26 protein-coding genes and 3 pseudogenes are annotated in these 25,329 nt (G+C 69.8%); 14 read left to right on the top strand and 15 right to left on the bottom strand.

Annotated features, from left to right (window positions below):
- Positions 1-2: 2 nt before the first annotated feature.
- Complete coding sequence (locus tag ACFVYN_RS06615; protein ID WP_389993448.1) at positions 3-1,601, top strand: Na+/H+ antiporter; 1,599 nt, start codon at positions 3-5, stop codon at positions 1,599-1,601.
- 26 nt (positions 1,602-1,627) lie between these two features.
- On the opposite strand, the gene ACFVYN_RS06610 is transcribed toward ACFVYN_RS06615, so the two are convergent.
- Together ACFVYN_RS06610 and ACFVYN_RS06605 are read right to left on the bottom strand one after the other, a co-directional pair.
- A complete protein-coding gene (locus tag ACFVYN_RS06610; RefSeq protein ID WP_389993445.1) occupies positions 1,628-2,521 on the bottom strand; it encodes a 1-aminocyclopropane-1-carboxylate deaminase/D-cysteine desulfhydrase in 894 nt (297 codons plus the stop codon).
- Between the two features lie 22 nt (positions 2,522-2,543).
- Positions 2,544-3,134 carry an N-acetylmuramoyl-L-alanine amidase gene (locus tag ACFVYN_RS06605; RefSeq protein WP_389993442.1) on the bottom strand — a complete coding sequence of 197 codons (591 nt, stop codon included), beginning with the start codon at positions 3,132-3,134 and terminating at the stop codon, positions 2,544-2,546.
- A gap of 312 nt (positions 3,135-3,446) precedes the next feature.
- On the opposite strand from ACFVYN_RS06605, the gene ACFVYN_RS06600 reads away from it, so the two are divergent.
- From ACFVYN_RS06600 to ACFVYN_RS06590, 3 genes are all read left to right on the top strand, one after another.
- Positions 3,447-4,853, top strand: coding sequence for a family 2B encapsulin nanocompartment shell protein (locus ACFVYN_RS06600; RefSeq protein ID WP_389993439.1), 1,407 nt, complete (start codon positions 3,447-3,449; stop codon positions 4,851-4,853).
- Between the two features lie 356 nt (positions 4,854-5,209).
- Complete coding sequence (locus tag ACFVYN_RS06595; protein ID WP_389993436.1) at positions 5,210-6,346, top strand: family 2 encapsulin nanocompartment cargo protein polyprenyl transferase; 1,137 nt, start codon at positions 5,210-5,212, stop codon at positions 6,344-6,346.
- Positions 6,347-6,512: 166 nt separating this feature from the next.
- Positions 6,513-7,118 carry a GNAT family N-acetyltransferase gene (locus ACFVYN_RS06590; protein ID WP_389993433.1) on the top strand — a complete coding sequence of 202 codons (606 nt, stop codon included), beginning with the start codon at positions 6,513-6,515 and terminating at the stop codon, positions 7,116-7,118.
- A 416-nt stretch (positions 7,119-7,534) separates the two neighbouring features.
- On the opposite strand, the gene ACFVYN_RS06585 is transcribed toward ACFVYN_RS06590, so the two are convergent.
- Complete coding sequence (locus ACFVYN_RS06585; protein ID WP_389993430.1) at positions 7,535-8,125, bottom strand: TetR/AcrR family transcriptional regulator; 591 nt, start codon at positions 8,123-8,125, stop codon at positions 7,535-7,537.
- A gap of 118 nt (positions 8,126-8,243) precedes the next feature.
- On the opposite strand from ACFVYN_RS06585, the gene ACFVYN_RS06580 reads away from it, so the two are divergent.
- From ACFVYN_RS06580 to ACFVYN_RS06560, 5 genes are all read left to right on the top strand, one after another.
- Complete coding sequence (locus tag ACFVYN_RS06580) at positions 8,244-8,828, top strand: dihydrofolate reductase family protein (protein ID WP_389993427.1); 585 nt, start codon at positions 8,244-8,246, stop codon at positions 8,826-8,828.
- Between the two features lie 373 nt (positions 8,829-9,201).
- Positions 9,202-9,615 (top strand): YciI family protein, encoded by a 414-nt coding sequence (locus ACFVYN_RS06575; protein WP_389993424.1) that lies wholly within the window; start codon positions 9,202-9,204, stop codon positions 9,613-9,615.
- A gap of 5 nt (positions 9,616-9,620) precedes the next feature.
- Positions 9,621-10,826: an RNA polymerase sigma factor gene (locus tag ACFVYN_RS06570; RefSeq protein WP_389993421.1), complete on the top strand. Its 1,206-nt coding sequence runs from the start codon at positions 9,621-9,623 to the stop codon at positions 10,824-10,826.
- Between the two features lie 9 nt (positions 10,827-10,835).
- A complete protein-coding gene (locus tag ACFVYN_RS06565) occupies positions 10,836-11,159 on the top strand; it encodes a DUF952 domain-containing protein (RefSeq protein ID WP_389993418.1) in 324 nt (107 codons plus the stop codon).
- The gene (locus tag ACFVYN_RS06560; protein ID WP_389993416.1) at positions 11,156-11,386 is read left to right on the top strand and encodes a hypothetical protein; all 231 of its coding nucleotides are present in this window, start codon (positions 11,156-11,158) and stop codon (positions 11,384-11,386) included. Before ACFVYN_RS06565 ends, ACFVYN_RS06560 begins: the two co-directional genes overlap by 4 nt.
- Here the strand turns inward: ACFVYN_RS06560 and ACFVYN_RS06555 are convergent.
- From ACFVYN_RS06555 to ACFVYN_RS06540, 4 genes are all read right to left on the bottom strand, one after another.
- Positions 11,373-12,116 (bottom strand): VOC family protein, encoded by a 744-nt coding sequence (locus tag ACFVYN_RS06555; protein ID WP_389993413.1) that lies wholly within the window; start codon positions 12,114-12,116, stop codon positions 11,373-11,375. The genes ACFVYN_RS06560 and ACFVYN_RS06555 overlap by 14 nt on opposite strands.
- A 37-nt stretch (positions 12,117-12,153) precedes the next feature.
- Positions 12,154-12,567, bottom strand: coding sequence for a VOC family protein (locus ACFVYN_RS06550; RefSeq protein ID WP_311714638.1), 414 nt, complete (start codon positions 12,565-12,567; stop codon positions 12,154-12,156).
- 9 nt (positions 12,568-12,576) lie between these two features.
- On the bottom strand, positions 12,577-12,972 hold the full coding sequence (locus ACFVYN_RS06545; RefSeq protein WP_389993410.1) for a helix-turn-helix transcriptional regulator: 396 nt from the start codon (positions 12,970-12,972) through the stop codon (positions 12,577-12,579).
- Positions 12,973-13,041: 69 nt separating this feature from the next.
- Positions 13,042-13,248, bottom strand: coding sequence for a hypothetical protein (locus ACFVYN_RS06540; protein WP_389993407.1), 207 nt, complete (start codon positions 13,246-13,248; stop codon positions 13,042-13,044).
- On the opposite strand from ACFVYN_RS06540, the gene ACFVYN_RS06535 reads away from it, so the two are divergent.
- Positions 13,247-13,399, top strand: coding sequence for a hypothetical protein (locus ACFVYN_RS06535; protein WP_389993404.1), 153 nt, complete (start codon positions 13,247-13,249; stop codon positions 13,397-13,399). The two genes, ACFVYN_RS06540 and ACFVYN_RS06535, sit on opposite strands and share 2 nt — an antisense overlap.
- Positions 13,400-13,836: 437 nt before the next feature.
- Here the strand turns inward: ACFVYN_RS06535 and ACFVYN_RS06530 are convergent, their stop codons facing one another.
- From ACFVYN_RS06530 to ACFVYN_RS06520, 3 genes and pseudogenes are all read right to left on the bottom strand, one after another.
- Positions 13,837-14,454, bottom strand: coding sequence for a hypothetical protein (locus ACFVYN_RS06530; RefSeq protein WP_389993402.1), 618 nt, complete (start codon positions 14,452-14,454; stop codon positions 13,837-13,839).
- Positions 14,455-14,551: 97 nt separating this feature from the next.
- A pseudogene (locus ACFVYN_RS06525) lies at positions 14,552-17,081 on the bottom strand (RHS repeat-associated core domain-containing protein); the annotation flags it as partial.
- A gap of 1 nt (position 17,082) precedes the next feature.
- Positions 17,083-17,271, bottom strand: a pseudogene (locus ACFVYN_RS06520) (relaxase/mobilization nuclease domain-containing protein); the annotation flags it as partial.
- Positions 17,272-17,390: 119 nt separating this feature from the next.
- Between ACFVYN_RS06520 and ACFVYN_RS06515 the strand changes: the two are divergent.
- A pseudogene (locus ACFVYN_RS06515) lies at positions 17,391-17,801 on the top strand (tyrosine-type recombinase/integrase); the annotation flags it as partial.
- 7 nt (positions 17,802-17,808) lie between these two features.
- Here ACFVYN_RS06515 and sodN read toward each other — a convergent pair.
- Entirely contained in the window at positions 17,809-18,204 is a 396-nt protein-coding gene (sodN, locus tag ACFVYN_RS06510) for a superoxide dismutase, Ni (RefSeq protein ID WP_069765939.1), read from the bottom strand.
- A 145-nt stretch (positions 18,205-18,349) separates the two neighbouring features.
- Between sodN and sodX the strand changes: the two genes are divergently transcribed.
- Positions 18,350-18,787, top strand: a complete 438-nt coding sequence (gene sodX, locus ACFVYN_RS06505; RefSeq protein ID WP_389993874.1) for a nickel-type superoxide dismutase maturation protease — start codon at positions 18,350-18,352, stop codon at positions 18,785-18,787.
- Here the strand turns inward: sodX and ACFVYN_RS06500 are convergent.
- The gene (locus tag ACFVYN_RS06500; RefSeq protein ID WP_389993397.1) at positions 18,691-19,320 is read right to left on the bottom strand and encodes a CGNR zinc finger domain-containing protein; all 630 of its coding nucleotides are present in this window, start codon (positions 19,318-19,320) and stop codon (positions 18,691-18,693) included. The two genes, sodX and ACFVYN_RS06500, sit on opposite strands and share 97 nt — an antisense overlap.
- Positions 19,321-19,419: 99 nt before the next feature.
- On the opposite strand from ACFVYN_RS06500, the gene ACFVYN_RS06495 reads away from it, so the two are divergent.
- Positions 19,420-20,178, top strand: coding sequence for a class I SAM-dependent methyltransferase (locus ACFVYN_RS06495; RefSeq protein WP_389993394.1), 759 nt, complete (start codon positions 19,420-19,422; stop codon positions 20,176-20,178).
- Between the two features lie 504 nt (positions 20,179-20,682).
- Here ACFVYN_RS06495 and ACFVYN_RS06490 read toward each other — a convergent pair.
- The 3 genes from ACFVYN_RS06490 to ACFVYN_RS06480 are packed head-to-tail and all read right to left on the bottom strand — an operon-like array spanning position 20,683 to position 23,401.
- A complete protein-coding gene (locus tag ACFVYN_RS06490) occupies positions 20,683-21,483 on the bottom strand; it encodes an amino acid ABC transporter ATP-binding protein (protein ID WP_389993391.1) in 801 nt (266 codons plus the stop codon).
- Entirely contained in the window at positions 21,480-22,409 is a 930-nt protein-coding gene (locus tag ACFVYN_RS06485) for an amino acid ABC transporter permease (protein WP_389993388.1), read from the bottom strand. The genes ACFVYN_RS06490 and ACFVYN_RS06485 overlap by 4 nt, the downstream gene beginning before the upstream one ends.
- Positions 22,410-22,438: 29 nt before the next feature.
- Entirely contained in the window at positions 22,439-23,401 is a 963-nt protein-coding gene (locus tag ACFVYN_RS06480) for an ABC transporter substrate-binding protein (protein ID WP_389993385.1), read from the bottom strand.
- A gap of 612 nt (positions 23,402-24,013) precedes the next feature.
- On the opposite strand from ACFVYN_RS06480, the gene ACFVYN_RS06475 reads away from it, so the two are divergent.
- Positions 24,014-25,237, top strand: coding sequence for an NADP-dependent malic enzyme (locus ACFVYN_RS06475; RefSeq protein WP_389993382.1), 1,224 nt, complete (start codon positions 24,014-24,016; stop codon positions 25,235-25,237).
- Positions 25,238-25,329: the final 92 nt, after the last annotated feature.

Here is a 25,329-nt window from a genome sequence, read left to right as displayed (position 1 = left end):
CCATGGACGTGATGCCACTGCTGTTGCTGGTGGCGGGCAGTGCGGCGATCGCCGCGGCCGCCCGGCGCACCCCGATTCCCGCGCCGCTGCTGCTGGTCGCGGCCGGCCTGCTGATCTCGTACGTTCCCGGGGTCCCCGAGTACACGCTCGACCCGGACGTCGTCCTGCCCATCATCCTGCCGCCGCTGCTGCATTCCGCCGCCACCGACAGCTCCTATCTCGACCTCAGGGCGCAGATGCGGCCCGTGGCGCTGCTGTCGGTGGGATACGTGCTCTTCGCGACCTTGTTCGTCGGCTGGGCGGCGTACCAGATCGTGCCGGGCCTCTCGCTGACCGGGGCGCTCGTGCTGGGCGCGGTGGTGGCGCCGCCGGACGCGGTCGCGGCGACGGCGGTGGCACGCCGCGTGGGGCTGCCCTCCCGGATCACGACCATCCTCCAGGGCGAGTCCCTGGTGAACGACGCGACCGCGATCACCGCCTACCGCGTCGCGCTCGCGGCCGCGATCGGCGAGGGTGCCACCTGGGTCGGCGGTATCGGCGAGTTCCTGCTCGCGGCGGTCGGCGGGGTCGTGGTCGGCCTGGTGCTGATGGTGCCGATCCACTGGCTGCGTACGCACCTCAAGGAGCCCCTGCTCCAGAACACGCTCTCCCTGCTGATCCCGTTCGTCGCCTACGCGGCGGCCGAGCAGTTCCACGCCTCCGGGGTGCTCGCGGTGGTCGTGGTGGCCCTCTTCCTCGGACACCGCGCGTGGGAGGTGGACTTCGCGACGCGCCTCCAGGAGGACGCCGTCTGGAAAATGGTCGCCTTCGTCCTGGAGTCGTCGGTGTTCGCCCTCATCGGGCTGCAACTGCCCGTCGTGCTCCGGGGCCTCGGGGAGTACGAGGGCGGCCCCGCCGCCTGGTACGCCATCGCCGTCTTCCTCCTGGTCGTGGCGTCGAGGTTCGTGTGGGTCTATCCGGCCACCTTCCTGCCGCGCGTTCTCTCCGCGCGGATCCGCGCGCGTGAGGACAACCCCACCTGGAGGGGGCCCTTCGTCATCGCCTGGGCCGGGATGCGGGGCGTGGTCTCGCTGGCGATCGCCTTCTCCATCCCGGAGCACCTGCACGACGGCGAGCCGTTCGAGGGCCGCAACCTGATCCTCTTCCTGACCTTCACGACGGTCATCGGTACCCTCGTCGTCCAGGGCGTCACCCTGCCGCCGCTGATCCGCCTGCTCAAGCTCCCCGGCCGCGACCCGCAGGCCGAGACCCTCGCCGAGGCCAATGCCCAGGCCCAGGCCTCGCGGGCCGCCGAGCGCCGTCTGGACGAACTCCTCGCCGACGAGCACAACACCCTCCCGCCGCCGCTCGCCGACCGCCTGCGCATGGTCCTGGAACGCCGCCGCAACGCCGTATGGGAACGCCTCGGCCAGTCCAACCCGCTCACCGGCGAGACCGTCGACGACACCTACCGCCGGCTGTCCCGGGAAATGATCGGCGCCGAGCGCGCGGTGTTCGTGAAGCTGCGGGACCTGCGCCACATCGACGACGAGATGCTGCGGACACTGCTGCGCAGGCTGGACCTGGAGGAGGCGGCGGCGTACCGGGAGGCCGCGGAGTAGGGCCGACCGGACCGGCCGGGTGGACGTCAGGGAAAGGGGCGGCCTGTGATCACGGCCGCCAGCGTCGTCCCACGCGGGAAGGCACCCTCTTCGGTGAGAGTGACAAGTCCGTAGAGCAACTTGGCGACATAGAGACGTTCCACGGGGACACCGTGACGGTGCTCGAAGTCCTCGGCGAAGGTGTCGAGTTCGGGGGGTGTACGCGCGTAGCCGCCGAAGTGGAAGCGGTCCTCGAGCGTCCAGTCGCCGCGTCGGGCGCCGAAGGCGCGGTGCTGCAGGGACTCTATGTCGGCGGGCAGGAAGCCGCCCTTGAGGACCGGGAGGCCCAGGCAGCGCTGGTCCGGGGCCAGCCCGTCCGCCAGGCCGGCGAGGGTGCCGCCGGTGCCGCAGGCGATCGCGACGACATCGGCCCGCCCCGCCAGTTCCTCGCCCAGCGCGCGGCATCCTCGTACGGCGAGGGAGTTGCTGCCGCCCTCCGGGACGACGTACGCGTCCTCGGCGTCCGCCGCGCGCAGCACACGCGCGAGGATGTCCGGTTCGGCCTTGCAGCGGTACGTCGTCCGGTCGACGAAGTGCAGTCGCATGCCGTCGGCCGCGCACCGGGCCAGAGAGGGGTTCAGGGGGCGGTCGGCGAGTTCCTCACCGCGGACCACACCGACCGTGGGCAGGGCCAGGAGGCGGCCCGCGGCGGCCGTGGCGCGCAGGTGGTTGGAGTACGCGCCACCGAAGGTGAGGAGCGTACGGCCGGCCGCCGCGGTGAGGTTCGGCGCGAGCTTGCGCCACTTGTTGCCGATCAGCTCGGGGTGGATCAGGTCGTCGCGCTTGAGGAGAAGGCGCACGCCACGCCGGGTGAAGCGGGGGTCCGACAGCTCCTGCAGGGGCGAGGGGAGGCGGGGGCGCAGGGTGTCGAGGCCGGTCACGCCCCCATTGTGGCCTGCGGGGTCACTTCAGGCGCTCCCGGATCCGGCCTCGCAGCCAGGCCATCGTGAAGCCCCGCGGGTCCACCTTGCCCGGCTGCCATTCCAGGTGGCCGATGACCGACCGTTCCGTCCAGCCGTGGTGGCGGCACACCGCCGCGGAGACCCGCTCGATCGCCGTCAGCTGGGCGGCCGGCCAGGGATCCTCGCCGTCGCCGAGGTTCTCGCACTCGAAGCCGTAGAAGTGGCGGTTGCCGTCGGTGTTGGCCTCGTTGTCGACGGGGAGTGCCGTCTCCGCGATCACTGCGCGCAGGACGTCGTCGTCGCCGAGACCGGCATGGTTGGCGCGGCCGTAGCCGACGAGATGAACGGTGCCGTCCTTGGTGATGACGCCGTGGCACAGGGGTCCGGGCAGGTCGGTGTAGCCCTTGCGGCACAGTTCCACCGTCGCCGCGCTGCCCTTGGTCACCGTGTGGTGGATCATCACGCCGTGCACCGGTCCCCAGGCGCCGACGGCGTTGCGGTTGTGGTGCTCCCAGTCGCCGACCTCGACGACGGTGGCGCCCTCCGCCCGCAGGACGGCCAGGAATCTGCCCGCGGACATGGGTGAGGCCATGGCTCCCTCCTTCGCAGTGCGTGCCGGCCGCCGAGTGCGGCCGGTCCTCTTGGTGCTTGTACCGAAAGCGGCGGACTCCGACTCCTGGGCCGCACAGCGTGCGAGCTGATTCGGACAGTCAAATTCCGCTCATGAAAGCCGAATTGACTGGACGTCAGGGGATAGGAACCGCGCATATGCCCAACCCGGCGGTGATCCATTCCCGCTCTTTCGGGTAATAGCATCGGCACGCTCCGTGAGGAAGGCTTGCTCCTGCACATCGATGCCCGGGCGTACACCGCGTCCGGGCATGTACCGGGAGGGCAATTCCTTATGTCGGTAGGCGAAGAGGTCCGCACCGAGCAGGGCCGGCCGCAGCAGAGTCTCGGCACCGCGGCCGCGCGGAACCTGGCCACCACCACCAAGTCCGCACCCCAGATGCAGGAGATCAGCTCCCGCTGGCTGCTGCGCATGCTGCCCTGGGTGAACGTCCAGGGCGGTACGTACCGGGTGAACCGGCGCCTGAGCTACGCCGTGGGCGACGGCCGGGTGACCTTCGTGAAGACCGGGGACCGCGTCGAGGTGATCCCCGACGAACTGCGCGAGCTGCCGGCGCTCAGGTCGTACGAGGAAGACGAGGTGCTCTCCGAGCTCGCCCAGCGCTGTGAACAGCGGGAGTTCACCCAGGGCTCGGTAATCGCCTCGTTCGGCGCCCAGGCCGACGAGGTGTATCTGCTGGCGCACGGCAGGGTGGAGAAGGTCGGCACCGGCCCCTACGGCGACGACGCGGTGATCGAGGTCCTCGCCGACGGCGCCTACTTCGGCGACCAGGCGCTCCTCGACCCGGACGCCATCTGGGAGTACACCGCCCGCGCGGCCACCGTCTGCACGGTTCTCGTGCTGCGCCGGCAGGACGTCGACCAGGTGGCGGAGCGCGCCGAAGCCCTGCGCGAGCACCTGCGGGAACAGCGCGCGATCCCCTCGCAGCGCACCAACAAGTACGGCGAGAAGGCGATCGACCTCGCGGCGGGCCACGCGGGCGAGCCCGACATCCCGCACACCTTCGTCGACTACGACGCCCGGCCCCGCGAGTACGAACTGAGCATCGCCCAGACCGTCCTGCGCATCCACACGCGTGTGGCCGACCTCTACAACCAGCCGATGAACCAGACGGAACAGCAGATCCGGCTGACCGTCGAGGCACTCAAGGAACGTCAGGAGCACGAGCTCGTCAACAACCGCGAGTTCGGACTGCTGAACAACTGCGAGTACGACCAGCGGCTCCAGCCGCACGACGGCGTGCCCAGCCCCGACGACCTCGACGAACTGCTCAGCCGCCGCCGGGGCACCAAGCTGCTGCTCGCCCACCCGCGCGCGATCTCCGCGATCGGCCGTGAACTCAACAAGCGCGGACTGGTCCCCGAGACCATCGACGTGGGCGGCAACCGCATCCCCACCTGGCGCGGGGTGCCGATCTACCCGTGCAACAAGATCCCGGTCACCCCGGAGCGGACCACGTCGATCATCGCCATGCGTACCGGGGAGGCCGACCAGGGCGTCATCGGCCTCCAGCAGGCCGGGATCCCGGACGAGATCGAGCCGAGCCTGTCCGTGCGGTTCATGGGCATCAACGAACAGTCGATCATCAAGTACCTGGTGACGGCCTACTACTCGGCGGCCGTCCTGGTGCCGGACGCGCTCGGGGTCCTGGAGAACGTCGAGATCGGCCGTTGGAGGTGAGGTTCCCGCGCCGGGGAGCCGTGTCCCCGCCCACCGCGGCGGGTCCACCCCGGTCGGACACCGGGGTGGAGGCACCTCGCAGGAGCGCGCCCGTCCACAGCGGAGGCACTACCGTCCGCGGACTGACCGAGGGGGGTTCCATGGCCGAGTTCACGACGGGTACGCAGGCGGTGGCGGCAGCAAGGACGGAGGGGCGGGCGCCGGGCACCGGGGGGACGGAGGCGCGGGCCGCCGGGAGGACGGGGGCGCGAGCCGTTGGGGGAGCGGAGGCGCGGGTGATGGCCGCCGGGGGGACGGGGGCGTCGGCTGTCGGGGGGATGGCGGCGCGAGCCGTTGGGGGAGCGGAGGCGCGGGCGATGGCCGCCAGGGGGACGGGGGTGCCGGCCACGGGGCGGGCCGGGGTGGGAGCACCGGCCGGAGAGACGCGCCCGCTCCACGCCCCCGGCGCCCCACCCGAACCGCACCCCCTCGATGGGCACGAGGCCGGGGTGATTCTGGAGCGGGCCCGGGCGTCGGTCGACCCCGCGTTGCGGTCCGCGCTGGAGTCGTTGCCCGGTTCCCTGCGCAGGGTGGCGCTCTACCACTTCGGCTGGGAGCACGCTGACGGCACCCCCGCGGCGGGCAACGCGGGCAAGGCGATACGGCCCGCACTCGTCCTCACCGCGGCCGCCGCTCTCGGTGGGGACCAGGCACGGGCGGCGGCCGTCCGGGCGGCCGTGGCGGTGGAGCTGATCCACAACTTCACGCTGCTGCACGACGACGTGATGGACCGCGACACCACCCGCCGGCACCGCGCCACCGCGTGGACCGTGTTCGGCGACGCCGACGCGATTTTGGCCGGGGACGCCCTTCAGGCGCTGGCGCTCAAGCTGCTGGCCGAGGACCCGCACCCCGTGGCGGGAGCGGCCGCGGCCCGGCTCGCGGGCTGTGTCGTCGAGTTGTGCGAGGGCCAGCACGAGGACACCGCCATGCAGGCGCTCGGTCCCGGCGAGGTCACCCTCGGCCAGGTGCTCGTGATGGCCGAGGCCAAGACGGGCGCGCTGCTCGGGTGTGCCTGTGCGCTCGGCGCGCTGTACGCGGGCGCGTCCGCCGAGGACGTCGGGGCGATGGACGCGTTCGGCCGGGAGGCGGGGCTCGCCTTCCAGCTCATCGACGACGTGATCGGCATATGGGGCGACCCGGGCCGCACCGGCAAACCGGCCGGCGCGGACCTCGCCGCGCGCAAGAAGTCCCTCCCGGTGGTCGCCGCGCTCACCTCGGGCACGGCCGCGGCCGCCGAACTGGCCGAGCTGTACGCGGCGCCGTACGCCGGAGAGGACCTGGCGCGTACGGCCCTCGCCGTCGAGAAGGCCGGCGGTCGCGACTGGGCGCAGGCGCAGGCGGCCGACCGGATGGCCCGGGCGATGGGGCAGCTGGCCCGTGCGGTGCCCGACCCGGAGGCGGCGGGCGGGCTGCTCTGCCTCGCGGAGTTCGTGACCCGGCGCAGCGCCTGAGGGCCCCGGGGTGCCCGGCATCGCGCGGTCCTGGCCCCGCGCGGCCCCGGGGGCTCCGGCCGGCGGGTCCCGCACATCCCCACGGTGTGCGGGGCCCGTTCCGCGTGCTCACCGGATAGTCTCAACACCCTTGTGACCAACGGTGGTTGAGCTGAAGGGGTGGGCCATGGGCGTGGCGATACGGACGGCCGGAAAAAGCGATCGCGAACTGGTGACGCGGCTGCTGGACTCGGCTTTCCAGGACGATCCGGTCAGCGGGTGGATCTTTCCGGAGGAGGAGTACCGCCGTACGATGCATCCCCGCTTGATGGCCGCGTTCGTGGACATCGTGATGACCGAGGGGCGGGTGGATGTCACGGAGGACGGGAGCGCATGCGCGTTGTGGCTGCCCGTCCCGGCGGACGGGGGCGACGCGCATGACGGCGAGGACGAGTTCGCCGCGCTGCGGGAGGCTCTCGACCCGGACAACGAGCGCATCGAGCTGATCGGGCGGCTCACGGCCGAGGTGCATCCGGCCGGGCGGGCCCATGAGTACCTGTGGATGATCGGCGTGGCCCCCGGGCGGCAGGGGGAGGGGCTCGGGGCGGCTCTCATCGGTTCGGTTCTGGAGCGGTGTGACCGGGAGGGGGTGCCGGCCTACCTGGAGGCGAGCAGTGCGCGGAGCCGGAAGCTGTACGAGCGGCTCGGGTTCGAACTGGTGGAGCGGCCGCTCCAGCTGCCTGACGGGCCTCTGATGTGGCCGATGTGGCGGGAACCGCGCGCTTCGCGGTAGTGCGGAGGGGGCGTCTCGCGGCTGCGGCCGAGTGAGGGCTGGTCGAGAGGTTCCCGCACTTGGTCGCGCAGTTCCAGCGCCCTGGTCTTACGGTTCCCGCGCGCCTTGACCAGGCCAACGGGCGTGGGTGTGGTCGCGCAGTACCCCGCACCCCGGGCAGCGTCGGTTGCCGGCGCCCGGGCGTCTCGGCTCCCCGCGCGCCGGGTGTCTCGGCTTCCCGCGCCTGGGCACCTCGGTTCCTCGCGCCTTGGGTCTGCCAGTTCTCCGCGCCCCGGGCGTTTAGGCTTCCCGTGCCCTGGTGTCCCGATTCGCCGCGCCGGAGTCTCCCAGTTCCCCGCGCCCGGGCGTCTTGGCTTCCCGCGCCTGCGCGTCTCGGCTCCTCGCGCCTTGGTCTCCCGATTCCCCCCGCCCCCGGACTAGGTCTCCGGGACGACCGTCTTCACGATTCGTTCCACCAGGCCCTGAGGGACTCCCACTCCCGGCAGTACTCCCTCCAGGGCCTCGGGCAGTGTCAGGTGCTCCAGCAGCAGCCCCAGCATCGCCAGGTAGAGCACGGTGACCGTCTCGTCGCCGCCGGGCAGGCCCGCCTCGCGGTGGAACCGGATGCCCTTCTCCAGGTCCGCTCGGACCGACCTGGTGAAGGAGGCGCGGAGTTCGGGGCGGCGGGTGGCCTCCAGGCGCATCTCCAGAAGGGCCAAATAGCCCGTGCGGTCGCGGGTCGCGCGGGCCATCAGGTCGTGCATGAACCCCACGACCAGGGACCGGTCCTTCGGCCGGGTCAGCAGTTCGGCGAACTTGTCCGGGTCGGGGGCCAGCCGGATGTGGAGCCGGGTGTCGATCTGCCTCAGCAGGGCGTCGCGGTCCGCGAAGTAGTTCGAGGCCGTCCCCACCGGGACCCCCGCCTCGGCGTCGACCGCGCGGAACGTCAGCCCGCGGGCCCCCTCGCGTGCGAGCACCTCAACCCCCGCGTCCACGAGCGCGGAACGGCGCTCCGGATTGCCGGCCATACGGAATCTCCCTTCCCGGTTGCGTCCGTGGCCATAAACGCCCTTGCAACCACTACAAGTGAAGCACTACAACTGACGTGGTTCACATCGAGAGCGCACCCTACGAAAAGAGATCCGCTTGCGAAAGCTCACATACTTCGTCGCCTGCACGATCGACGGCTTCATCGGGGACGAGAGCGGCGACGCGTCGTTCATGTACCGGTTCGTCGACGAGGAGTTCCTCTCGTACCTCAAGACCGTGTACCCGGACACCATCGCGGCGCATGTCCGCCGGGCCCTCGGCATCCACGACCTGGGGCACAGGAGGTTCGACACGGTCATCCAGGGCCGCGGCAGCTACGAGGTGGCCCTCAAGGAGGACATCACCAGCCCGTACGACCACCTGCGCGAATACGTCGCCTCGCGCACCCTCACCGAGTCGCCCGACCCGCACGTCGAGATCATCGCCGACGACCTGGTCGGCAAGGTGCGCGAACTGAAGGCGGAGGACGGCGAGTTCGGTATCTACCTGTGCGGCGGCTCCCGGCTCGCGGGCGAGCTCCACGAGGAGATCGACGAACTCGTCATCAAGACGTACCCCGTCGTCCTCGGCACCGGCATGCCGATGTTCGGTTCTGGTTTCGCTCTCACCGAGTTCACGCTCGACGACGTGCGCGTCTTCGACAACGGCGTCGTGGTGCGGACGTACGGCAGGAAGAGCTGAAGGACGCAGCGGCCGATCGGAGCCGGAGCCGAGGGAGGCCGAGACCGACAGCGGCAGGCACCGGCGGCCCCCTCGTCCTACCCTGAGGACATGGGCAGCGACGAACGCGTCTGTCCCGTTTGCGGACAGCCGGTCGAGACAGTCGTACGGCGTCACAAGACGCTGGGTGCGTGGGTCCCCGTGTGGACGGGCGGCCCGTGCCGCAACCCCGAGTGCGAGGCGAACGCCGACCGGGCCGCCGAGTCCGGCGAGGCCACGGCGGCGCACCCGCGGGAAAAAAGTCCCTGAACCCCTGTCGAGAATCCGTCCCCGGCTCCGACGTCCCCCGTGAGAGCCGCCCTCACGGGGCGGCCGAAGCCGAAGGAGCGGAATCATGAAGTACCTGGTCATGGTGCAGGGAACACAGGCCGACTACGAGGCCATGCGCGGCAAGGGCTCCGAGCACTCCCCGGCGTGGAGCGAGCGGGAGATCCAGACGATGTACGCCTTCATGAGCGCCATCAACGACGACCTGTCCGAGACCGGCGAGATGCTCGACGGCCAGGGCCTCGCCGAGCCCGCGAAGATCCGCCACGTCAGCCGGGGCGCGGACGGCAAGGCCGTGATCACCGACGGGCCCTACAGCGAGACCAAGGAGTTGCTGTGCGGCTACTGGGTCCTGGAGTGCGAGAGCCTGGAGCGCGTCACGGAGATCGCCGAACGCATCGCCCAGTGTCCCCAGCCCGCCGGCGCCCCCGAGTACCCGGTGGTCATCCGGCCCATCCTGGACGGCGCAGGGGACATCTGAGATCCGTGCGGCCGACGAGCGAGACCGAGGACCTGCTGCGCCTGCACGCGCCGCAGGTCCTCGGCGCGCTGGTCAGGCGGTACGGCCATTTCGACGCTGCCGAGGACGCCGTACAGGAGGCACTGCTCGCCGCGGCCGGGCAGTGGCCGTCGGCGGGGGTGCCCGGCAATCCGCGGGGGTGGCTCATCAAGGTGGCCTCGCGGCGGCTGACCGACGCCCTGCGCGCGGAGGAGGCGCGGCGGGCCCGGGAGGAGCGGGTGGCGGCGCTGAGCGTGCGCGAGACGGCCGTCGCCGACCGGGCGCCGCGCGCGGACGACACCCTGTCCCTGCTGTTCCTGTGCTGCCATCCCCAGCTCACCGCGTCCGCGCAGATCGCGCTCACCCTGCGCGCGGTCGGCGGTCTGACCACGGCGGAGATCGCCCGCGCGTATCTCGTCCCCGAGGCGACCATGGCGCAGAGGATCAGCCGGGCCAAGCAGAAGGTGCGGGGCGTCGGCTTCGGGCGGCCCGACCACTGGGAGGAACGGCTGCCCGCCGTCCTGCACACCCTCTACCTGATCTTCAACGAGGGCCATACGGCGACCTCCGGACCGGCCCTCCAGCGGCGTGACCTCGCCGGCGAGGCGATCCGCCTGACCCGCACGGTCCACCGGCTCCTCCCCGACGACTGCGAGATCGCCGGCCTGCTCGCCCTGATGCTCCTCACCGACGCCCGCCGCGAGGCCCGCACCGGCCCGGACGGCGACCTGGTCCCCCTCGACGAACAGGACCGCACCCGCTGGGACAAGGCCGCGATCGAGGAGGGCGTCGCGCTGGTCACCCATGCGCTGACCCGCCGCCGTGCCGGGCCCTACCAGATCCGCGCGGCCATCGCCGCCGTACACGACGAGGCGCCCTCGCCGGAGGCGACCGACTGGCGGGAGATCCTGGGGCTCTACGACGTGCTCGTACGGCTCGTGCCGGGGCCCGTGGAGCGGCTGAACCGGGCGGTCGCGGTCGCCATGGTGCGCGGCCCGGAGGCGGGGCTCGCGCAACTCGAAGGTCTCGACGACGAGTTGGGGCACCGGCTGGACGCCGTGCGCGCGCATCTGCTGGAGCGGGCCGGTTCCCGCGAGGCGGCGCGTGCCGCGTACGAGTCGGCGGCGGCGAAGACCCTGAGCCTGCCCGAGCAGCGCTATTTGCAGGGGCGGGCGGCACGGCTGAGGCCTTAACGTGACGGCATGTCCACAACGAACCCGATCGTGCACCTGACCGAACGCTCCCTCTGGGAGGAGGCCCGGGCCCGGGGCACGTACGAGATCTCCACACGCGGCCGCACCCTCCAGGAGGAGGGGTTCATCCACTGCTCGACGCGCGAGCAGTTGCCGGACACGGCCGCGCGGTTCTTCGCCGGTGTGCCGGACCTCGTGCTCCTCGTCATCGACCCCGCCCGCCTCGACGTACCCCTGAAGTACGAGGCCCCCGAGCCCGGTGCCGAGGAGTTCCCGCACGTCTACGGGCCGATCCCGGTGGACGCGGTCGTCGACGTGGAGCCGTGGGGGTGAGCGGTCGCCGTCGCCCATGGCGCTGGGCCCTGGTGGTGTGGGCGGTTCTCGTGGTCGTCGCGGGCGGGCTCACCCTCTGGCTGCGGGACTCGACGGAGCCGACGGGGCCGTACGTCTGGGAGGAGGCGAGTCCGACGCCCTCGCTCCCGGAAGGGTGGCAGACGGCGTGCTCCCGCTCCACGCCCGACGGTGAGGGCCGGACCCTCTGCTTTCTCAGGACCCGCTAGGCAGCCCGCCGGTCTCCGGGTCCCGGCCCGTCAGGCAGTAGGTGCCGCCTGCCGGGTCCCTCAGCACCGTCCAGCGCCGGCCCTCGGCGACCAACTCGGCGCCCAGGCGCTCGTGTTCCGCCCGCGTCACTCCGATGTCCGCGCAGGCCAGGTCCAGATGGGCGGAGGCGGGGCGTTCCTCGTCGAGGCGCTGGAGGAGGATGCGGACCGGGAGGCCGGCCGGCGGCTTCAGCACATGGAATTCGGGGAGCGAGCCGGACAGCGACTCCCAGTCGGGCAACAGGGCGGCCCAGAAGGCGACTTCGGCGTCGTGGAGGGAGGGCGGGATGTCCAGGCAGACCTGGTCGAGACGGCTGCCGCGGACCACCGGCGGGCGGGTCGACTGCCCGCGCCAGGGCTCGGCGCAGAACAGCTGGCCGGCGGGGGAGCGGAGCACGACCAACGTGCCCTGATCGGCGACCACATGCGCGCCGAGCGCCTGTGCGGCCTTCGCGAACTTGCGTACGTCGTCGACGCAGAAGTCGAGATGGGCACCGCCCGGCCCGGAGGCGACGGCCTGGGCCTTGACGCAGGCGTCGGCTCCGCCGGGCGGCAGGAGGGTCACGAACTCCCGCCGCTCACCCCGAGGTTCGGACAACCGTGTGCCGGTGGCGACGGTCCAGAAGTCGCAGGCCTGAGCGAAGCGCGCCACGGGCCGGTCGACGAAGGCGTACGTCCAGCGGGTAGTCATGCGGTGATCGTAGGCGCCGCTACTTCGCCAGGCACGTCTACTTCGGCGCCTCCATGAACCGCAGCATGTTCCCCGCCGGATCCCTGAACGCACAGTCCCGCACCCCGTACGGCATGTCCGTCGGCTCCTGGATCACCTCCGCCCCCGACTCCCGCACCCGGGCGAACAACGCGTCGCAGTCGGTGGTGGTGAAGTTGACCCCCCGCAGCAGCCCCTTGGCCAGCAAGCGTGCCATCGCCTCCTTGTCCGCGGGCGACGCGTCCGGGTCCGCGGCGGGCGGCTCCAGGACGATGTCCACGTCCGGCTGGAGCGGCGAGCCGACCGTCACCCAGCGCATGCCCTCGTACCCGACGTCGCCCCGCACCTCCATGCCGAGGACGTCCCGGTAGAACGCGATCGCCTTGTCGTGGTCGTCGACGGCGATGAAGCAGTTCTTGAGTCTGATGTCCATGGCTTCACGTTAGGCCCGCTTGGGCCGGGTGTGCCTGCGGACCACGCACGGCGGGATCCCGGCGATCTCCTCGTGAGGGCGGGCGCGATAGGCGCTGGGCGTCTCGCCCACCAGCTCGGTGAACCGGGAGCTGAAGGAGCCGAGGGAGGTACACCCCACGGCGATGCAGACCTCGGTGACGGACAGGTCGCCCCGCCGCAGCAGCGCCTTCGCGCGCTCGATGCGCCGGGTCATGAGATAGCCGTACGGCGTCTCACCGAACTCGGCGCGGAAGCTGCGCTGGAAGTGGCCCGGTGACATCAGCGCGGTGCGGGCGAGCGCGGTCACGTCGAGCGGCTCGGTGTACTCGCGGTCCATCCGGTCCCGCGCCTGGCGCAGCCGCACCAGATCCTTGACGCTCACCATCACACCAGCATCGCACGACGCGCACCGGCTCCTGCCGTACGGAAGCGCTTGGGTCAGGAGCCGCTTGGGTCAGGAGCCGGTCCCGAGGGCGGCGACCGCCCGTGCCGCCGCCCTGCCCCGGGCGAAACCGGCATGGTCCGCGGGCGCCCTGCTCGGCGGGGACAGCACGCCGTCGCCGAACGCGGTCAGGGCGGCCTCGTCCGGGCTGATGACCTCGACGAGGCCGCCGCGCTCCACGAGGGCGGCGGGCTCGGCCTCCAGCACGGGGTCGGGCATGGGCGCGATCTCCACGCCGTACGCCGAGCCCGGCTGGCTGAGCCCGTTGCTCTTCGCCGCGGGATCGGGCCTGTCCGGGCTGCTCAACGCGGTACTGCTCGGCCGGCTCGGCCACCGGCTCCGGGCACCGCAGGCCCGCCCGGGCGCCTGAGCCCGGTGCCGGGGCAGACCGAAGGGACCCGGTCGTGATGACCGGGCCCCTTCAGAGAGCGGTCGGTGAGGGCTTCCACCTGCTCTGACGTGGCCTCCAGAGCGATGACTACTTTCCAGAGCTGAGGCGCGTTGGCTATCGGTGGGTCCTTCCGTTGGTGGGGGCTGCCGTCGTTCCCACGGCAGCCCCCTCTCTTGCGAGGAGGGCGGTAGGTCAGCGTTTGTGCTGATGCCTCGGGCCCGGGTCGGCCTTCGCCTTCCCGAACCTGCGTCACAGGTCCCGCGCGAAGCTCAGACTCCCGAAGCCGAAGAGCCAGGCGAGTCGGTCTTCGGCCGCTGCCAGTGAGACACACATTCCGCGAGGGCCATACAGGCCACCGCTTCCGCCGCGGCCATCGGGAGATTGGGGTTCAACTTCATCCGGTCCTCCTGGGTTGCTCACGCACGCGAGGAGAACAGGTCCAAGCCTCCACGCGCGGTCGGTGATTTCGAACCGCTCCGTTCCAGCGGGACAACGCGCAGACGCTCACCAGGCCGAACGGCCACGACGGCCACGCGTGATGTCAAGTTCTTCTGGAATACGGTCGGATCGGGCTCCGTCCCAGGTCCGGACTTCTCGATCTGAAGGGAACCGACAGCGTCGCTGGCCAGCAGTTCGTACAGGCGGACGAGTTCGCCCCCGTCATCATCGTCGCAGTGGCCGGTGAAGACTCTGGATTCGGATTCCGAGAGCACCACCACAGAGGCGCCGGACAGGATGTCCTCTGCTGCGGAAGAGCTCTCCAGGTCGAAGCCGACGATCTCCCCGGAGAGGTGTTCCACGTCCGTCCAACGGTGGTCTTCTCCCTTGAGGGAGTAGTACACCTCACTGGCGACGAAGCCGTCGTCCCGACGGTGGAGCAGGAGGACGAACCCGAGGTCACCGTCGATCCAAAAGTCGGCAGCGACGGGGCCGTCGGCGAGGTCCAACGGGTGTGTGTCCGGAATCGCATCGCCCGGGGTGTGCAGTCCCTGGTCGAGGGCTGCAACCGCGATATCGGCCATGGGTTTCTTCATGTGTTCAGCCTTGGTGGAGGGTGTGCCGAAGTGACGGTGCGGCGCACCCGGAGCAGGGTGCGCCGCGTTTCCATCCGGTCGGAGGTACTGTGTCAGGTCATCTCGCCCGGCACGATGACACCATGTCGGCCACATAGCCGTTCCAGCCGAAGACGGCCACGGCGCCGTATGTCCAGACGACGGTGCCCGGTTTGACCTGGACGTTGTAGTGCACGGCCCATTGGAGCTTGATCGGGTTCTTCCACGAGCCCTTGGCCTGTAGTTTGACAAGCTTTCCGCGCTTGCCGGGCCTGACTCCCCAGGTCTCGCCGTAGGTTGCGTTCTTGGCCAGGTAGCGGTTCGCCCATCCCATCACCTGGATGTTGATGTAGTAGCCGATGTATCGGTATCCGTTCTTCGCGATGCCGCCGCCACGCCGGCTGACGACGATCCGCATGCCGTAGCCATATCTCGTCTTGCGGCTGCCGCAGTTCGGGGCCGCTCCAGTGGTGTCGGAGGCGTTGCACGGATCCTGGTTGGAGTAGTCGTAGGCGTTGGCTGAGCCGCCCGCGACGGGGTCCGTCTGGAGGAAGCGACCCAGTGCCGGGTCGTAGAGGCGAACACCCATGAGGACGAGACCGGTCGGGGTGTCGGCGGGCCGCTGCTTGCCGCCGAGCCAGCCGTAGCGCGTGGCGGTCTGGCTTGTGCGCGGGTTTCCGTATTCGTCCGAGTCGAAGGCGAGAGGAGCCTCACCGGCATCCAGCGGGAGTTGCAGGGCGACGTCGCCATGGAGGTTGGTCAGTTGGAGGACGACATCGCCGGTCTTGCCGGTGGTGGCCGTGATGTCTCCGGTCGCGGCGTTGACGTAGCGGGTCAGGGCACCGGTGGCGGTGTCTTCGATGGTCCAGCGCGGGCTGTCCGCGTCACTGTCGAAGTGGTTGAGCTTGGACGCGGTGCGGGTCCAGCTGCCGGAACTGTTGGACTCGGTCGTCCAGGACCGGAAGCGCTGTGCGGCGTCGAGCTGCCAGGTCTGGCGCTGGTTGCTCGCCGTCTGCTGGTAGGCGAGGTCGTTGGCGTAGTAGCTGATGGTTCCATGGTCCGGGCTGCTGGTGGTGCGGCCGAAGGCGTCGTAGGCGTAACCGCTGTCCACGAGGCGGTCGGCGCTGTCGTAGGTGTGCACCTCGGTGCTGCCGCCGCTGGTAGGGCAGTCGATGCCTGGTGTGGCGGAGGCGGTGGTCAGGCCGGTGCGGACGCTGCGGGCACCGAAGGCGTAGGTACGGCGCGTGCAGACCGTGTCCGTGGTGTCCTCGACCGTGGTCAGACGGCCGATCGCATCATGCCGGTAGGTTTGATCGGACCAGCCGGAGTGTGTGGTGGCCTGGCCGTGGACCGACTCGGTCACGGCGTCGGACAGGATCAGCACCCCGTCGCTGTCACGTGTGTAGGTGCGCGACACGGCGGAGCCGGTGGTGTCCTCTTTCTGTGTGAGGGTGTAGCCGCCTGGCAGTTTCTCGCTGCTCACGGTGGCATTGGCGTTGTAGGTCGTGCGGAAGGTGCCCGCGATGGAGTCGGTGGCGGAGGTGGCCAGGCCACGTGGTTCGAGACTGTGGTCGTAGGTGAAGGTGATGGTGGACGGGACGCTGTCGGTGATCTTCACGGGCCGGTCGAGCTTGTCGTACGCGGTCGTGGTGGTGCCGCCGTCGGCATCGGTGTAGGAGATCTCGCGGCCGAGGGTGTCGTAGGCCTTCGTGATCGTCCCGGCCGTCGGTGAGCTGCGGGTGACAGCCCGGCCGGTGGCGCCGTCGTAGCCGACGGTGGTGGTCGGTACGGTCTGGCCGGTGCCGCCGGTCACCGTGACGGTGGTCGGGCGGCCCGCCGAGTCGTACGTCGTGGTGGTTGTGCGGGTGACCCCGTTCGCGGTGTCGGCGGTCTTGGTCGTGTTGCCCCAGGAGTCGTACTCGTAGGTGGTGGTGGGTGGTGGTGGGAAGTTGCGCCGGGTTGCTGCCGCCGCCGGTGATGGCACCGGCCGGGCCGATGGAGCAGACCAGGTCGGCCCACTCGGGTCGGCCCTGGCAGGTGCCGGTGCCGTCCGCCGACCAGTAGGTGGTCACGTGGGTCGCGGCGTCGGTGCCCGTGGCGCCGGGGTCGAGCTGCTTGGCCACCCTTCCTTGTGCGTCGTACTCGGTGGTGTTGGTCACCGCCAGGCCACCGGGGTCCTGGATCGTCTTCGTCGGCAGGCCCTTCGCCCAGTCGTAGACGGTCTGGGTGACGCGGGTTTCGCCGTGGACGGACGGGTGTTCGCGGACCTGTACACCGACGGTGGTCTTGGTGAGCTGATCCTTGGCACTGGCGGAGCCGTCGGTGGGACGGCCGGTGTCGTACTCGTTGACCGTCCATGCGCGGGCGGGCACTGAAGTGCCGGCGGCTGCCAGCGACGCCGTACCGGACATCAGGTCTTTAGTGAGATCCACGCGGTTCAGCGGCCCGAACTCCTCCAGTTTGCGCGCACCGCCGTCGCTGTAGACGGAGGTGGTCGACAGCAGGAGCGCGCGTTCGGCGGTCGTCAGCGCGCCGATGCCGAGATCTGCCTGGGCGGCCTTGTCGCTGTCGGCGGCCCCCACGGCGAGAGCCCGGTTGGCGGCGGACAGATGCGCCGGTCGGGGTACGAGGGGCGGTGAGATCACCGGACTTCAGGCGGCGCAGCCCGAACTCGGCCTCGATCTTGCGGCACTCCAGCTGTGCCCGCCAGCCGTCCCGGTTCGTACGAGGACGGCGGCCGTCGGCTCGGACGGTGGTGGCCATGATATGGATGTGGTCGTCGGCGTGCCGGACCGCAAGGCCGGCGCCATCCGCGTCGAGCGCCAGCGCCTCCAGTCCGGGACGATCGGGCCGCCGAAGACCGCCAAGTCCCGGCGAACCGTCCCAGTCGGCGAAGTCGTCACCGATGCGCTCGTCACGCACCTCGCCACACGCCCGTCAAGGAGTGCCTGTTCACGATGGAGGAGGGCGAGCCCCTCAACTACCGTCGCTGGAAGACGGAGTGGAACTGCGCCCGCAGGGCGCTCCAGGCGGCGGAGGACGAGGCGGCCGAGCGCGAGGGCCGTAAGCCCGTCGTACTGCCGCACATGGTGACCCACGCCTGCGCCACTTACGCCTCCGCCCTCATCCCCGGCGGAGCGAGCGTCAAGCAGGTCCAGCTCGTCCTCGGCCATGCGTCCGCCGTCATCACGCTGCGGATCTACGCGCACCTCTGGCCGGGCGAAGAAGACCGCACCCGGACCGTCATGGACGCCGTTCTCGGCGGCCTGCGGACCGGGTGCGGACAGGTAGGCGATGCGACCCGCGAAACCGCAGGTCAAACGGCCTAGCCATAGATCAAGCCTTCTTGGTCTCCCAGAAGATCTTGTCGATCTGGGCGATGTAGTCCAGAGCCTTCTGGCCGGTGGCCGGGTCGGTCGACGCCTTGGCGGCCGAGAGGGCCTTGAGGGTGTCGTTGACCAGCTGGTGCAGCTCCGGGTACTTCTCGAAGTGCGGGGGCTTGAAGTAGTCGCTCCAGAGCACGGAAACGTGGTGCTTCGCGAGCTCGGCGCGCTGCTCCTTGATGACCGTGGCACGTGTCTGGAAGTGCGGGTCGTCGTTGGCGGCCATCTTCTCCTGCACGGCCTTCACCGACTCCGCCTCGATGCGGGCCTGGGCCGGGTCGTACACACCGCAGGGCAGGTCGCAGTGTGCGCTGACCTTGACCTTGGGGGCAAACAGGCGGGAAAGCATGGAGCATTCCTTCCTCGTGATCGTCTTCTCAGGTGCGACATTACTCCCTGGGAGAGGCGAATTCGCGGGTGCCCCCATGGGCTTAGGACAAAAGTCCGGGGTCAGACTGAGACTGGTGGATGAACGTACCGGGGAGGTGCCGGGGATGCCGGAGCTGTCGCAGGAGACCGAACGGGAGAGGTCGTTGCTGCCCTACGTGGGGGTGGCCGAGGTGACCGGGCCGTCGATGGTGCCCACGCTCCAGCACGGTGACCAGCTGGTCGTGCACTGGGGAGCCAGGATCGTCCCCGGCGACATCGTGGTCCTGCGGCATCCGTTCCAGCAGGACCTGCTCGTCGTCAAGCGGGCCGTGGAGCGGCGCGAGGGCGGCTGGTGGGTGCTCGGGGACAACGCGTTCGCGGGCGGCGACAGCACGGACTACGGCGTCGTACCGGAAGAACTCGTCCTGGGGAAGGCCCGGCTCCGGTACCGGCCGCTCAAGTCCGCTCAGCGCTCGCCGCTGGCCGCCGTCCGCTGGGCGCTGTCCGCCGTACGGCCCGTCTTCCCCGACCGGTCGGCCTCCAGGCGTTTGCGGGCCCGGTAGGCGGCCACGTTGGCGCGGGTGGCGCAGCGGTCGGAGCAGTAGCGCCGGGAGCGGTTGGTCGAGGTGTCGAGGTAGGCGTTGCGGCAGGGCGCGGCCTCGCACAGGCCGAGCCGGTCCACGCCGTACTCGGTGAGGTGGAACGCCAGGCCCATCGCCGCGATCGCCGCGTATCCGGCGGTGGCGTTGGACGGGTGGTCCGCCAGGTGCATGTGCCACAGCGGGCGGCCGTCGTCGTCGCGGAAGTCGTGCCCGGAGATCTGCGGGCTCACCGGGAACTCCAGCAGGAGCGAGTTCAGCAGGTCCACCGCGAGCGTCTCGTCGTCCTGGTCCGCCGCCTCGAAGACCGACCGCAGCCGGGCCCTGACCGATCGGAACCGGGTGACGTCGGCGTCGGTGGCGCGGCGGGCGCCCGTGCCGTTGCCGCCGAACAGGTCGCGGACGGCCTCCACCGAGGTCAGGGTGTCCTTGCCCCGGGCCGGGTCCTCGCTGTTGACCAGACGTACGGCGTAGTCCGAGTAATAGGCCAGTTCCACTTGTAGTCCTTACGGAGGCGTTCTATCGTCGTGGCACGGTCGGGTAACAGCTGATCGTGCTTCCAGGGTATTACGACAGTGAGCGGACAGGGGGCTCCCATGACGACTGGTGTCGGCACGGACTGGCAGGCCTGGCAGGAGAGCTGGGACCGGCAGCAGGAGTGGTACATGCCGGACCGCGAGGAGCGGTTCCGGGTCATGCTGGACATGGTCGAGGCCCTCGTCGGACCCCGGCCACGCGTGCTCGACCTCGCGTGCGGCACGGGAAGTATCACGGCCAGACTGCTCGCCCGGTTCCCCGAGGCCAGCAGCACCGGCGTGGACCTCGACCCGGCGCTGCTCACCATCGCCGAGGGCACCTTCGCGGACGACGAGCGGGTGACCTTCGTGACGGCCGACCTCAAGGACCCCGACTGGCCGTCGAAGCTGCCGTACGACTCCTACGACGCCGTCCTGACCGCCACGGCCCTGCACTGGCTGCACAGCGAACCCCTCGCGGCCCTCTACGGGCAGATCGCGGAACTCGTCCGCGACGGCGGTGTCTTCATGAACGCCGACCACATGATCGACGAGACCACACCCCGGATCAACGCGGCAGAACGCGCCCAGCGTCACGCGCACATGGACCGGGCCAAGCGGGACGGCGCCCTCGACTGGGCCGAGTGGTGGCAGGTCGCCGCCGAGGACCCCGTCCTCGCCGGGCCGACGGCGCGCCGCTTCGAGATCTACGGCGAACACGCCGACGGGGACACGCCGTCCGCCGCGTGGCACGCACGCGTGCTGCGCGAGAAGGGCTTCGGGGAGGCCCGGCCGGTGTGGTGCTCGCCCTCGGACACGCTGCTGCTCGCGCTCAAGTAAGTCCTTCGACCGGATGCTGGAGGCGGTACGGAAATTCCGTACCGCCTCCGATGTTTTTCGGCTCAAGGATGATGAGGGGCGGGGCTTGGGAAAATGCGCGCAAGGGGTGGCACGGAACATCCGTACCACCCCTGAATCGTCGAGCGCCGCGAATGCCACGACATTCCACACGGTGGTCCGGGACGGCGCTGACGGAAGGGATCAGTTCCCGTAGTCCGTGTCCCACTCAAGGACGGCCCGCATGCCGTCGGCGCGCAGGTCCTGGACGGTGAAGCTGTCCCCCGTGGAGTAGAAGCACCCCGGGACATAGGCACCGGGCTACCGTCGCAGAAGCCGTAACCATCCTTCAATTCAGCTTGCGTCGACCATGCTGAGATTGATCTCCGGGATGCAGGGAGCTTGGGTTTCGGTGGCCGAAATGGCGCTATTGGGTCGGCTTATTCGTGTGGGCTCCGTGCCGGAATTCCGGCACGGAGCCCACACACGGAGTATGGCCTTTGCGGATCAGAGCACCTTGGACAAGAACGCCTGGGTGCGCTCGTGCTGCGGGTTCGTCAGGACCTCGCGCGGATGGCCGGCCTCGACCACCACGCCGTCGTCCATGAAGACCAGCGAGTCACCGACCTCGCGGGCGAAGCCCATCTCGTGGGTCACCACGATCATCGTCATGCCGTCCTCCGCGAGGTCCCGCATCACGTCCAGGACTTCGCCGACCAGCTCCGGGTCGAGCGCCGACGTCGGCTCGTCGAAGAGCATCAGCTTCGGCTCCATGGCCAGCGCACGGGCGATGGCGACGCGCTGCTGCTGACCGCCGGAGAGCTGGGCGGGGTAGTGGCCGGTCTTGTCCCCGAGGCCGACCCGGTCGAGCAGGCGCTGTGCCCGCTCCCGGGCGATTGCCCTGGACTCGCGCTTGACCTGGACCGGCGCCTCCATGACGTTCTCCAGCGCCGTCATGTGCGGGAAGAGGTTGAAGCGCTGGAACACCATGCCGATGTCCCGCCGTTGCGCCGACACCTCCTTCTCCTTGAGCTCGTACAGCTTGTCGCCGCTCTGCCGGTAACCGACCAGCCGGCCGTCGACGTACAGCCGGCCGGCGTTGATCTTCTCCAGGTGGTTGATGCAGCGCAGGAAGGTCGACTTGCCCGAGCCGGACGGGCCGACCAGGCAGGCGACCTCGCGCGGGCGCACCTCCAGATCGATGCCCTTGAGGATGTGCGCCGCGCCGAAGGACTTGTGCACGCCCTCGGCCTTGACCATGAGCCGGCCCTCGACGCTGTCGACGATGTCCTTGGAGAACTTGCTCATCGGGCCACCTCCGGCCGGCGGAACGAACCGAACATGCGGAGGTTCTTCTTCAGCCGCTGCAGTGGGGTCGGCGGCAGGTTGCGCGTCGAACCGCGGGCGTAACGGCGCTCGACGTAGTACTGCACGATGCTGAAGACCGTGGTCAGGAACAGGTACCAGATACAGGCGACGAAGTACATCTCGACGACAGCCAGTGAGGTGCTGGAGATGTCCGTGGCCTTCTTGATCAGCTCGGGAAGCTGGACGGCGTAAGCCAGCGAAGAGGTCTTCAGCATGTTGATGTATTCGTTGCCGGTGGGCGGCACGATGACCCGCATGGCCTGCGGGAGCACCACGCGGCGCAGCGTCTGGGGCTGGGTCATGCCCAGCGCGTGCGACGCCTCCGTCTGCCCCTCGTCGACCGACTGGATACCGGCTCGGACGATCTCCGACATGTACGCCGCCTCGTTCAGCCCGAGACCGAGCAGGGCTGTCAGGACGGGCGTCATTACCTGGTTCATCTCGTCCTTGTAGAACCCCAGGTTCAGGATGGGGAAGACGAGCGAGATGTTGTACCAGAGCAGCAGCTGGACCAGGACCGGCGTACCGCGGAAGAACCAGATGTAGAACCAGGCCACGGTGCTGGTGACCGGGTTCGACGACAGCCGCATCACGGCGAGGACCACGCCGAGGGCGACGCCCAGCACCATGGCCAGCACCGAGATGTACAGCGTCGTCCAGGCGCCGGAGACGATCGTGGGGTCGAACAGGTACTTCGGGACGATGCTGTAGTTGATCTTCGCGTTGGAGAAGGCCACCCCGATCAGCACCAGGACGGCGATGACCAGGGCACCGGCCACCCAGCGCCCGTAGTGGCGGACCGGGATGGCCTTGATCTGCTCCGGCGGCACCGACGCCGCCGGAGACTTGTCGAGAGTGTCAGTCACGGTGACTGCCCTTCAGTGTCGCGCGGGGCTCAGGAGCCGCCGTTGATCTTCGACTCGGTCACCGCGCCGTCCGCGACGTTCCACTTCTTCATGACCTTGGCGTAGTCGCCGTTCTTGATGATCGCGCTCATGGCGGCCTGCAGGGCGTCACGCAGCTGGGTGTTGTTCTTGCTCACGGCGATGCCGTACGGCCCCGCCTCGATCTGGGCGCCGACGACCTCGAAGTCCTTGCCGCCGCCGGAGGTCTTCGCGTTGTAGGCCGCCACCGGGAAGTCGTTGAGGTCGGCGACGGACGCGCCCTGCTTCAGGCGGAGCAGCGCCTCGGGGTCGGTGTCGAAGGTCTTCAGGTCGATGGCCTTCTTGCCGTCCTTCTTGCACTTCTTGCTCTGCGCCTGGGCGATGCCCTCGGACGTCGTGCCCTTCTGCAGGGCCACGACCTTGCCGCACAGGTCGTCCAGCGACTTGATGCCCTTGGGGTTGCCCTTCTGGACCAGGATCGACGTACCGGCGGTGAAGTAGTCGACGAAGTCGACCCCGTTGCCGACCTTCTGGCCGTTGTCGGAGTTGATGCCGTTCTGGCGGTCCTTGGTGTCGTTCATCGCCGACATGATCACCTGGAAGCGGTTGGCCTGAAGGCCCACGATCAGGTTGTCGAACTTGCCGTTCTGGAAGTCGAACTTCACGCCCAGCTGCTTGCCGAGCGCCTCCGCGATGTCCGGGTCGATGCCGACGGTCTTGCCGTTCTCGATGTACTCGACCGGCGGATACGCGATGTCCGAGCCGACCTTGATGACTCCGGCCTTGCGGATGTCGGCGGGGAGCTTGCTCGCGAGTGGCGCCGACGAGGAGGCCGACGACTGCGAGGTGTCGCCGCCGCTGTCCGTCTGGTCACCGCAACCGGTGAGAATCAGGGCGCCGGCGACCGCGATCGCACCTACCGCGGCTGTCCTGGTGCGCGCGGCGGTCGTACGACGGGTGGAGCTTGCGGTCATGGTGGGTTCCTCCGGCGGATGGGTGGAGTTGCCGATGGGCGGGCGGCCGCCGATCGGTTCGGCAGCGCTGCCTTTATTCCTCAGGTCGACGAGAGCACACGCCTTCGAGTGTCGCGACCTCGTGTGATGACGGCATCTTGCCATTCGGACTGGACCATTCAGGACGCCGGTCATGTCAACATCGGATAACGGGTGACCCCCGAACCGCCCTATGTCCGTACATCGCGACCGGACCATCTACGGGAATCTGGCATTCCGGCCGGAAGATCTTCGGTGTGGATCGTGGACCGGGTGACCTCCCCCTGGCGGCCCCGTGGCGGCCCCGTGGCGGCCCCGGGGTGGCCCGTGGTCGCCCGAGTGGCTCTGCGGTGATCGATGATCGATTTTCCGTTCGGGCATGTGACCTTGGACGTATTGGACTCGTCCTCCACGCCGGTCGTCCGGTAAGAAGGTTCTTTACACCCCTCATCCGGGGCTCAGGGCGCGTGTGCGGCGCGCCCGTCGTGTACCGGCCCGTACGCATCAGTGACCCCAGGGCCGTACGCGGTGCCCGCCCACTTCTCAACCAGGAGTGGCCACCCTCAAATCAGAAGACCTAAGGGGTAAGACAAAGTGGCAGCGGAGATCGTCAATCCTCGCAGCGACAGCGATACGGGACAGGACGGAGGGGCGGAGCCCCTCGATTCCTTCGACCCCGCGTTCGCGCTGCACCGCGGCGGCAAGATGGCTGTGCAGGCCACCGTGCCGATCCGTGACAAGGACGACCTGTCCCTCGCATACACGCCCGGCGTGGCGAAGGTGTGCAGCGCCATCGCCGAGCAGCCGGACCTCGTCCACGACTACACGTGGAAGTCGTCGGTCGTCGCCGTCGTGACGGACGGTACGGCCGTGCTGGGGCTCGGTGACATCGGGCCTGAAGCCTCCCTCCCGGTGATGGAGGGCAAGGCGATCCTGTTCAAGCAGTTCGGCGGGGTGGACGCGGTGCCGCTCGCGCTGGCCTGCACCGACGTCGACGAGATCATCGAGACCGTGGTCCGTCTCGCGCCGTCCTTCGGCGGCGTGAACCTCGAGGACATCTCGGCTCCCCGCTGCTTCGAGATCGAGCGGCGGCTGCAGGAGCGGCTCGACATTCCCGTCTTCCACGACGACCAGCACGGGACCGCGGTCGTGACGTTGGCCGCCCTGCGGAACGCCGCGCGGCTGAGCGGGCGGTCGATCGGGGATCTTCGTGCGGTGATCTCCGGTGCGGGCGCGGCGGGTGTGGCCATCGCGAAGATGCTCGTCGAGGCGGGCATCGGGGATGTCGCCGTTGCCGACCGGCGCGGTGTCGTGTCCGGTGACCGGGACGACCTCACGTCCGTGAAGCGGGAGCTTGCCGGGTTCACGAACAAGGCGGGTCTGACCGGGTCGCTGGAGGACGCGCTGGCGGGCGCGGACGTCTTCATCGGCGTGTCCGGCGGGACGGTGGCGGAAGCGGCCGTCGCCTCCATGGCCTCCGGTGCCTTCGTCTTCGCCATGGCCAACCCGGATCCGGAGGTGCACCCGGAGGTCGCGCACAAGTACGCGGCCGTGGTGGCGACCGGGCGGTCGGACTTCCCGAACCAGATCAACAACGTGCTGGCCTTTCCGGGGATCTTCGCGGGAGCGCTGCAGGTGCGGGCCTCTCGGATCACGGAGGGGATGAAGATCGCGGCTGCCGAGGCGTTGGCGGCGGTGGTCGGTGACGATCTGGCGGCGGACTATGTGATCCCGTCCCCGTTCGACGAGCGGGTGGCGCCTGCGGTCACGGCGGCGGTTGCCGCGGCGGCTCGGGCGGAGGGTGTTGCGCGGCGCTGAGGTGTCTTGGCGTGAGGTGGCCCCGTCCGGTTGTTTCCGGATGCTGTTGGTAAATCCGCCCCGCTGGTTCTCATCCAGCGGGGCGGATTGCT

The sequence above is a fragment of the Streptomyces sp. NPDC058307 genome, assembly GCF_042880295.1.
Taxonomy (GTDB): Bacteria; Actinomycetota; Actinomycetes; order Streptomycetales; family Streptomycetaceae; genus Streptomyces.
This window is presented reverse-complemented; position numbering and strand designations above follow the sequence as displayed.

What these genes read in the sequence shown, in the direction of transcription:
- ACFVYN_RS06545 (WP_389993410.1), bottom strand. Translation starts at nt 12,972, where the DNA reads ATGGTGAGCGTCAAGGATCTGGTGCGGCTGCGCCAGGCGCGGGACCGG.
- ACFVYN_RS06565 (WP_389993418.1), top strand. Translation starts at nt 10,836, where the DNA reads ATGTCCACAACGAACCCGATCGTGCACCTGACCGAACGCTCCCTCTGG.
- ACFVYN_RS06600 (WP_389993439.1), top strand. Translation starts at nt 3,447, where the DNA reads ATGTCGGTAGGCGAAGAGGTCCGCACCGAGCAGGGCCGGCCGCAGCAG.
- ACFVYN_RS06535 (WP_389993404.1), top strand. Translation starts at nt 13,247, where the DNA reads ATGGGCGCGATCTCCACGCCGTACGCCGAGCCCGGCTGGCTGAGCCCG.
- ACFVYN_RS06540 (WP_389993407.1), bottom strand. Translation starts at nt 13,248, where the DNA reads ATGCCCGACCCCGTGCTGGAGGCCGAGCCCGCCGCCCTCGTGGAGCGC.
- sodX (WP_389993874.1), top strand. Translation starts at nt 18,350, where the DNA reads ATGCCGGAGCTGTCGCAGGAGACCGAACGGGAGAGGTCGTTGCTGCCC.
- ACFVYN_RS06550 (WP_311714638.1), bottom strand. Translation starts at nt 12,567, where the DNA reads ATGGACATCAGACTCAAGAACTGCTTCATCGCCGTCGACGACCACGAC.
- ACFVYN_RS06615 (WP_389993448.1), top strand. Translation starts at nt 3, where the DNA reads ATGGACGTGATGCCACTGCTGTTGCTGGTGGCGGGCAGTGCGGCGATC.
- ACFVYN_RS06495 (WP_389993394.1), top strand. Translation starts at nt 19,420, where the DNA reads ATGACGACTGGTGTCGGCACGGACTGGCAGGCCTGGCAGGAGAGCTGG.
- ACFVYN_RS06490 (WP_389993391.1), bottom strand. Translation starts at nt 21,483, where the DNA reads ATGAGCAAGTTCTCCAAGGACATCGTCGACAGCGTCGAGGGCCGGCTC.
- ACFVYN_RS06585 (WP_389993430.1), bottom strand. Translation starts at nt 8,125, where the DNA reads ATGGCCGGCAATCCGGAGCGCCGTTCCGCGCTCGTGGACGCGGGGGTT.
- sodN (WP_069765939.1), bottom strand. Translation starts at nt 18,204, where the DNA reads ATGCTTTCCCGCCTGTTTGCCCCCAAGGTCAAGGTCAGCGCACACTGC.
- ACFVYN_RS06605 (WP_389993442.1), bottom strand. Translation starts at nt 3,134, where the DNA reads ATGGCCTCACCCATGTCCGCGGGCAGATTCCTGGCCGTCCTGCGGGCG.
- ACFVYN_RS06575 (WP_389993424.1), top strand. Translation starts at nt 9,202, where the DNA reads ATGAAGTACCTGGTCATGGTGCAGGGAACACAGGCCGACTACGAGGCC.
- ACFVYN_RS06595 (WP_389993436.1), top strand. Translation starts at nt 5,210, where the DNA reads ATGGCCGCCAGGGGGACGGGGGTGCCGGCCACGGGGCGGGCCGGGGTG.
- ACFVYN_RS06590 (WP_389993433.1), top strand. Translation starts at nt 6,513, where the DNA reads ATGGGCGTGGCGATACGGACGGCCGGAAAAAGCGATCGCGAACTGGTG.
- ACFVYN_RS06555 (WP_389993413.1), bottom strand. Translation starts at nt 12,116, where the DNA reads ATGACTACCCGCTGGACGTACGCCTTCGTCGACCGGCCCGTGGCGCGC.
- ACFVYN_RS06530 (WP_389993402.1), bottom strand. Translation starts at nt 14,454, where the DNA reads ATGAAGAAACCCATGGCCGATATCGCGGTTGCAGCCCTCGACCAGGGA.
- ACFVYN_RS06480 (WP_389993385.1), bottom strand. Translation starts at nt 23,401, where the DNA reads ATGACCGCAAGCTCCACCCGTCGTACGACCGCCGCGCGCACCAGGACA.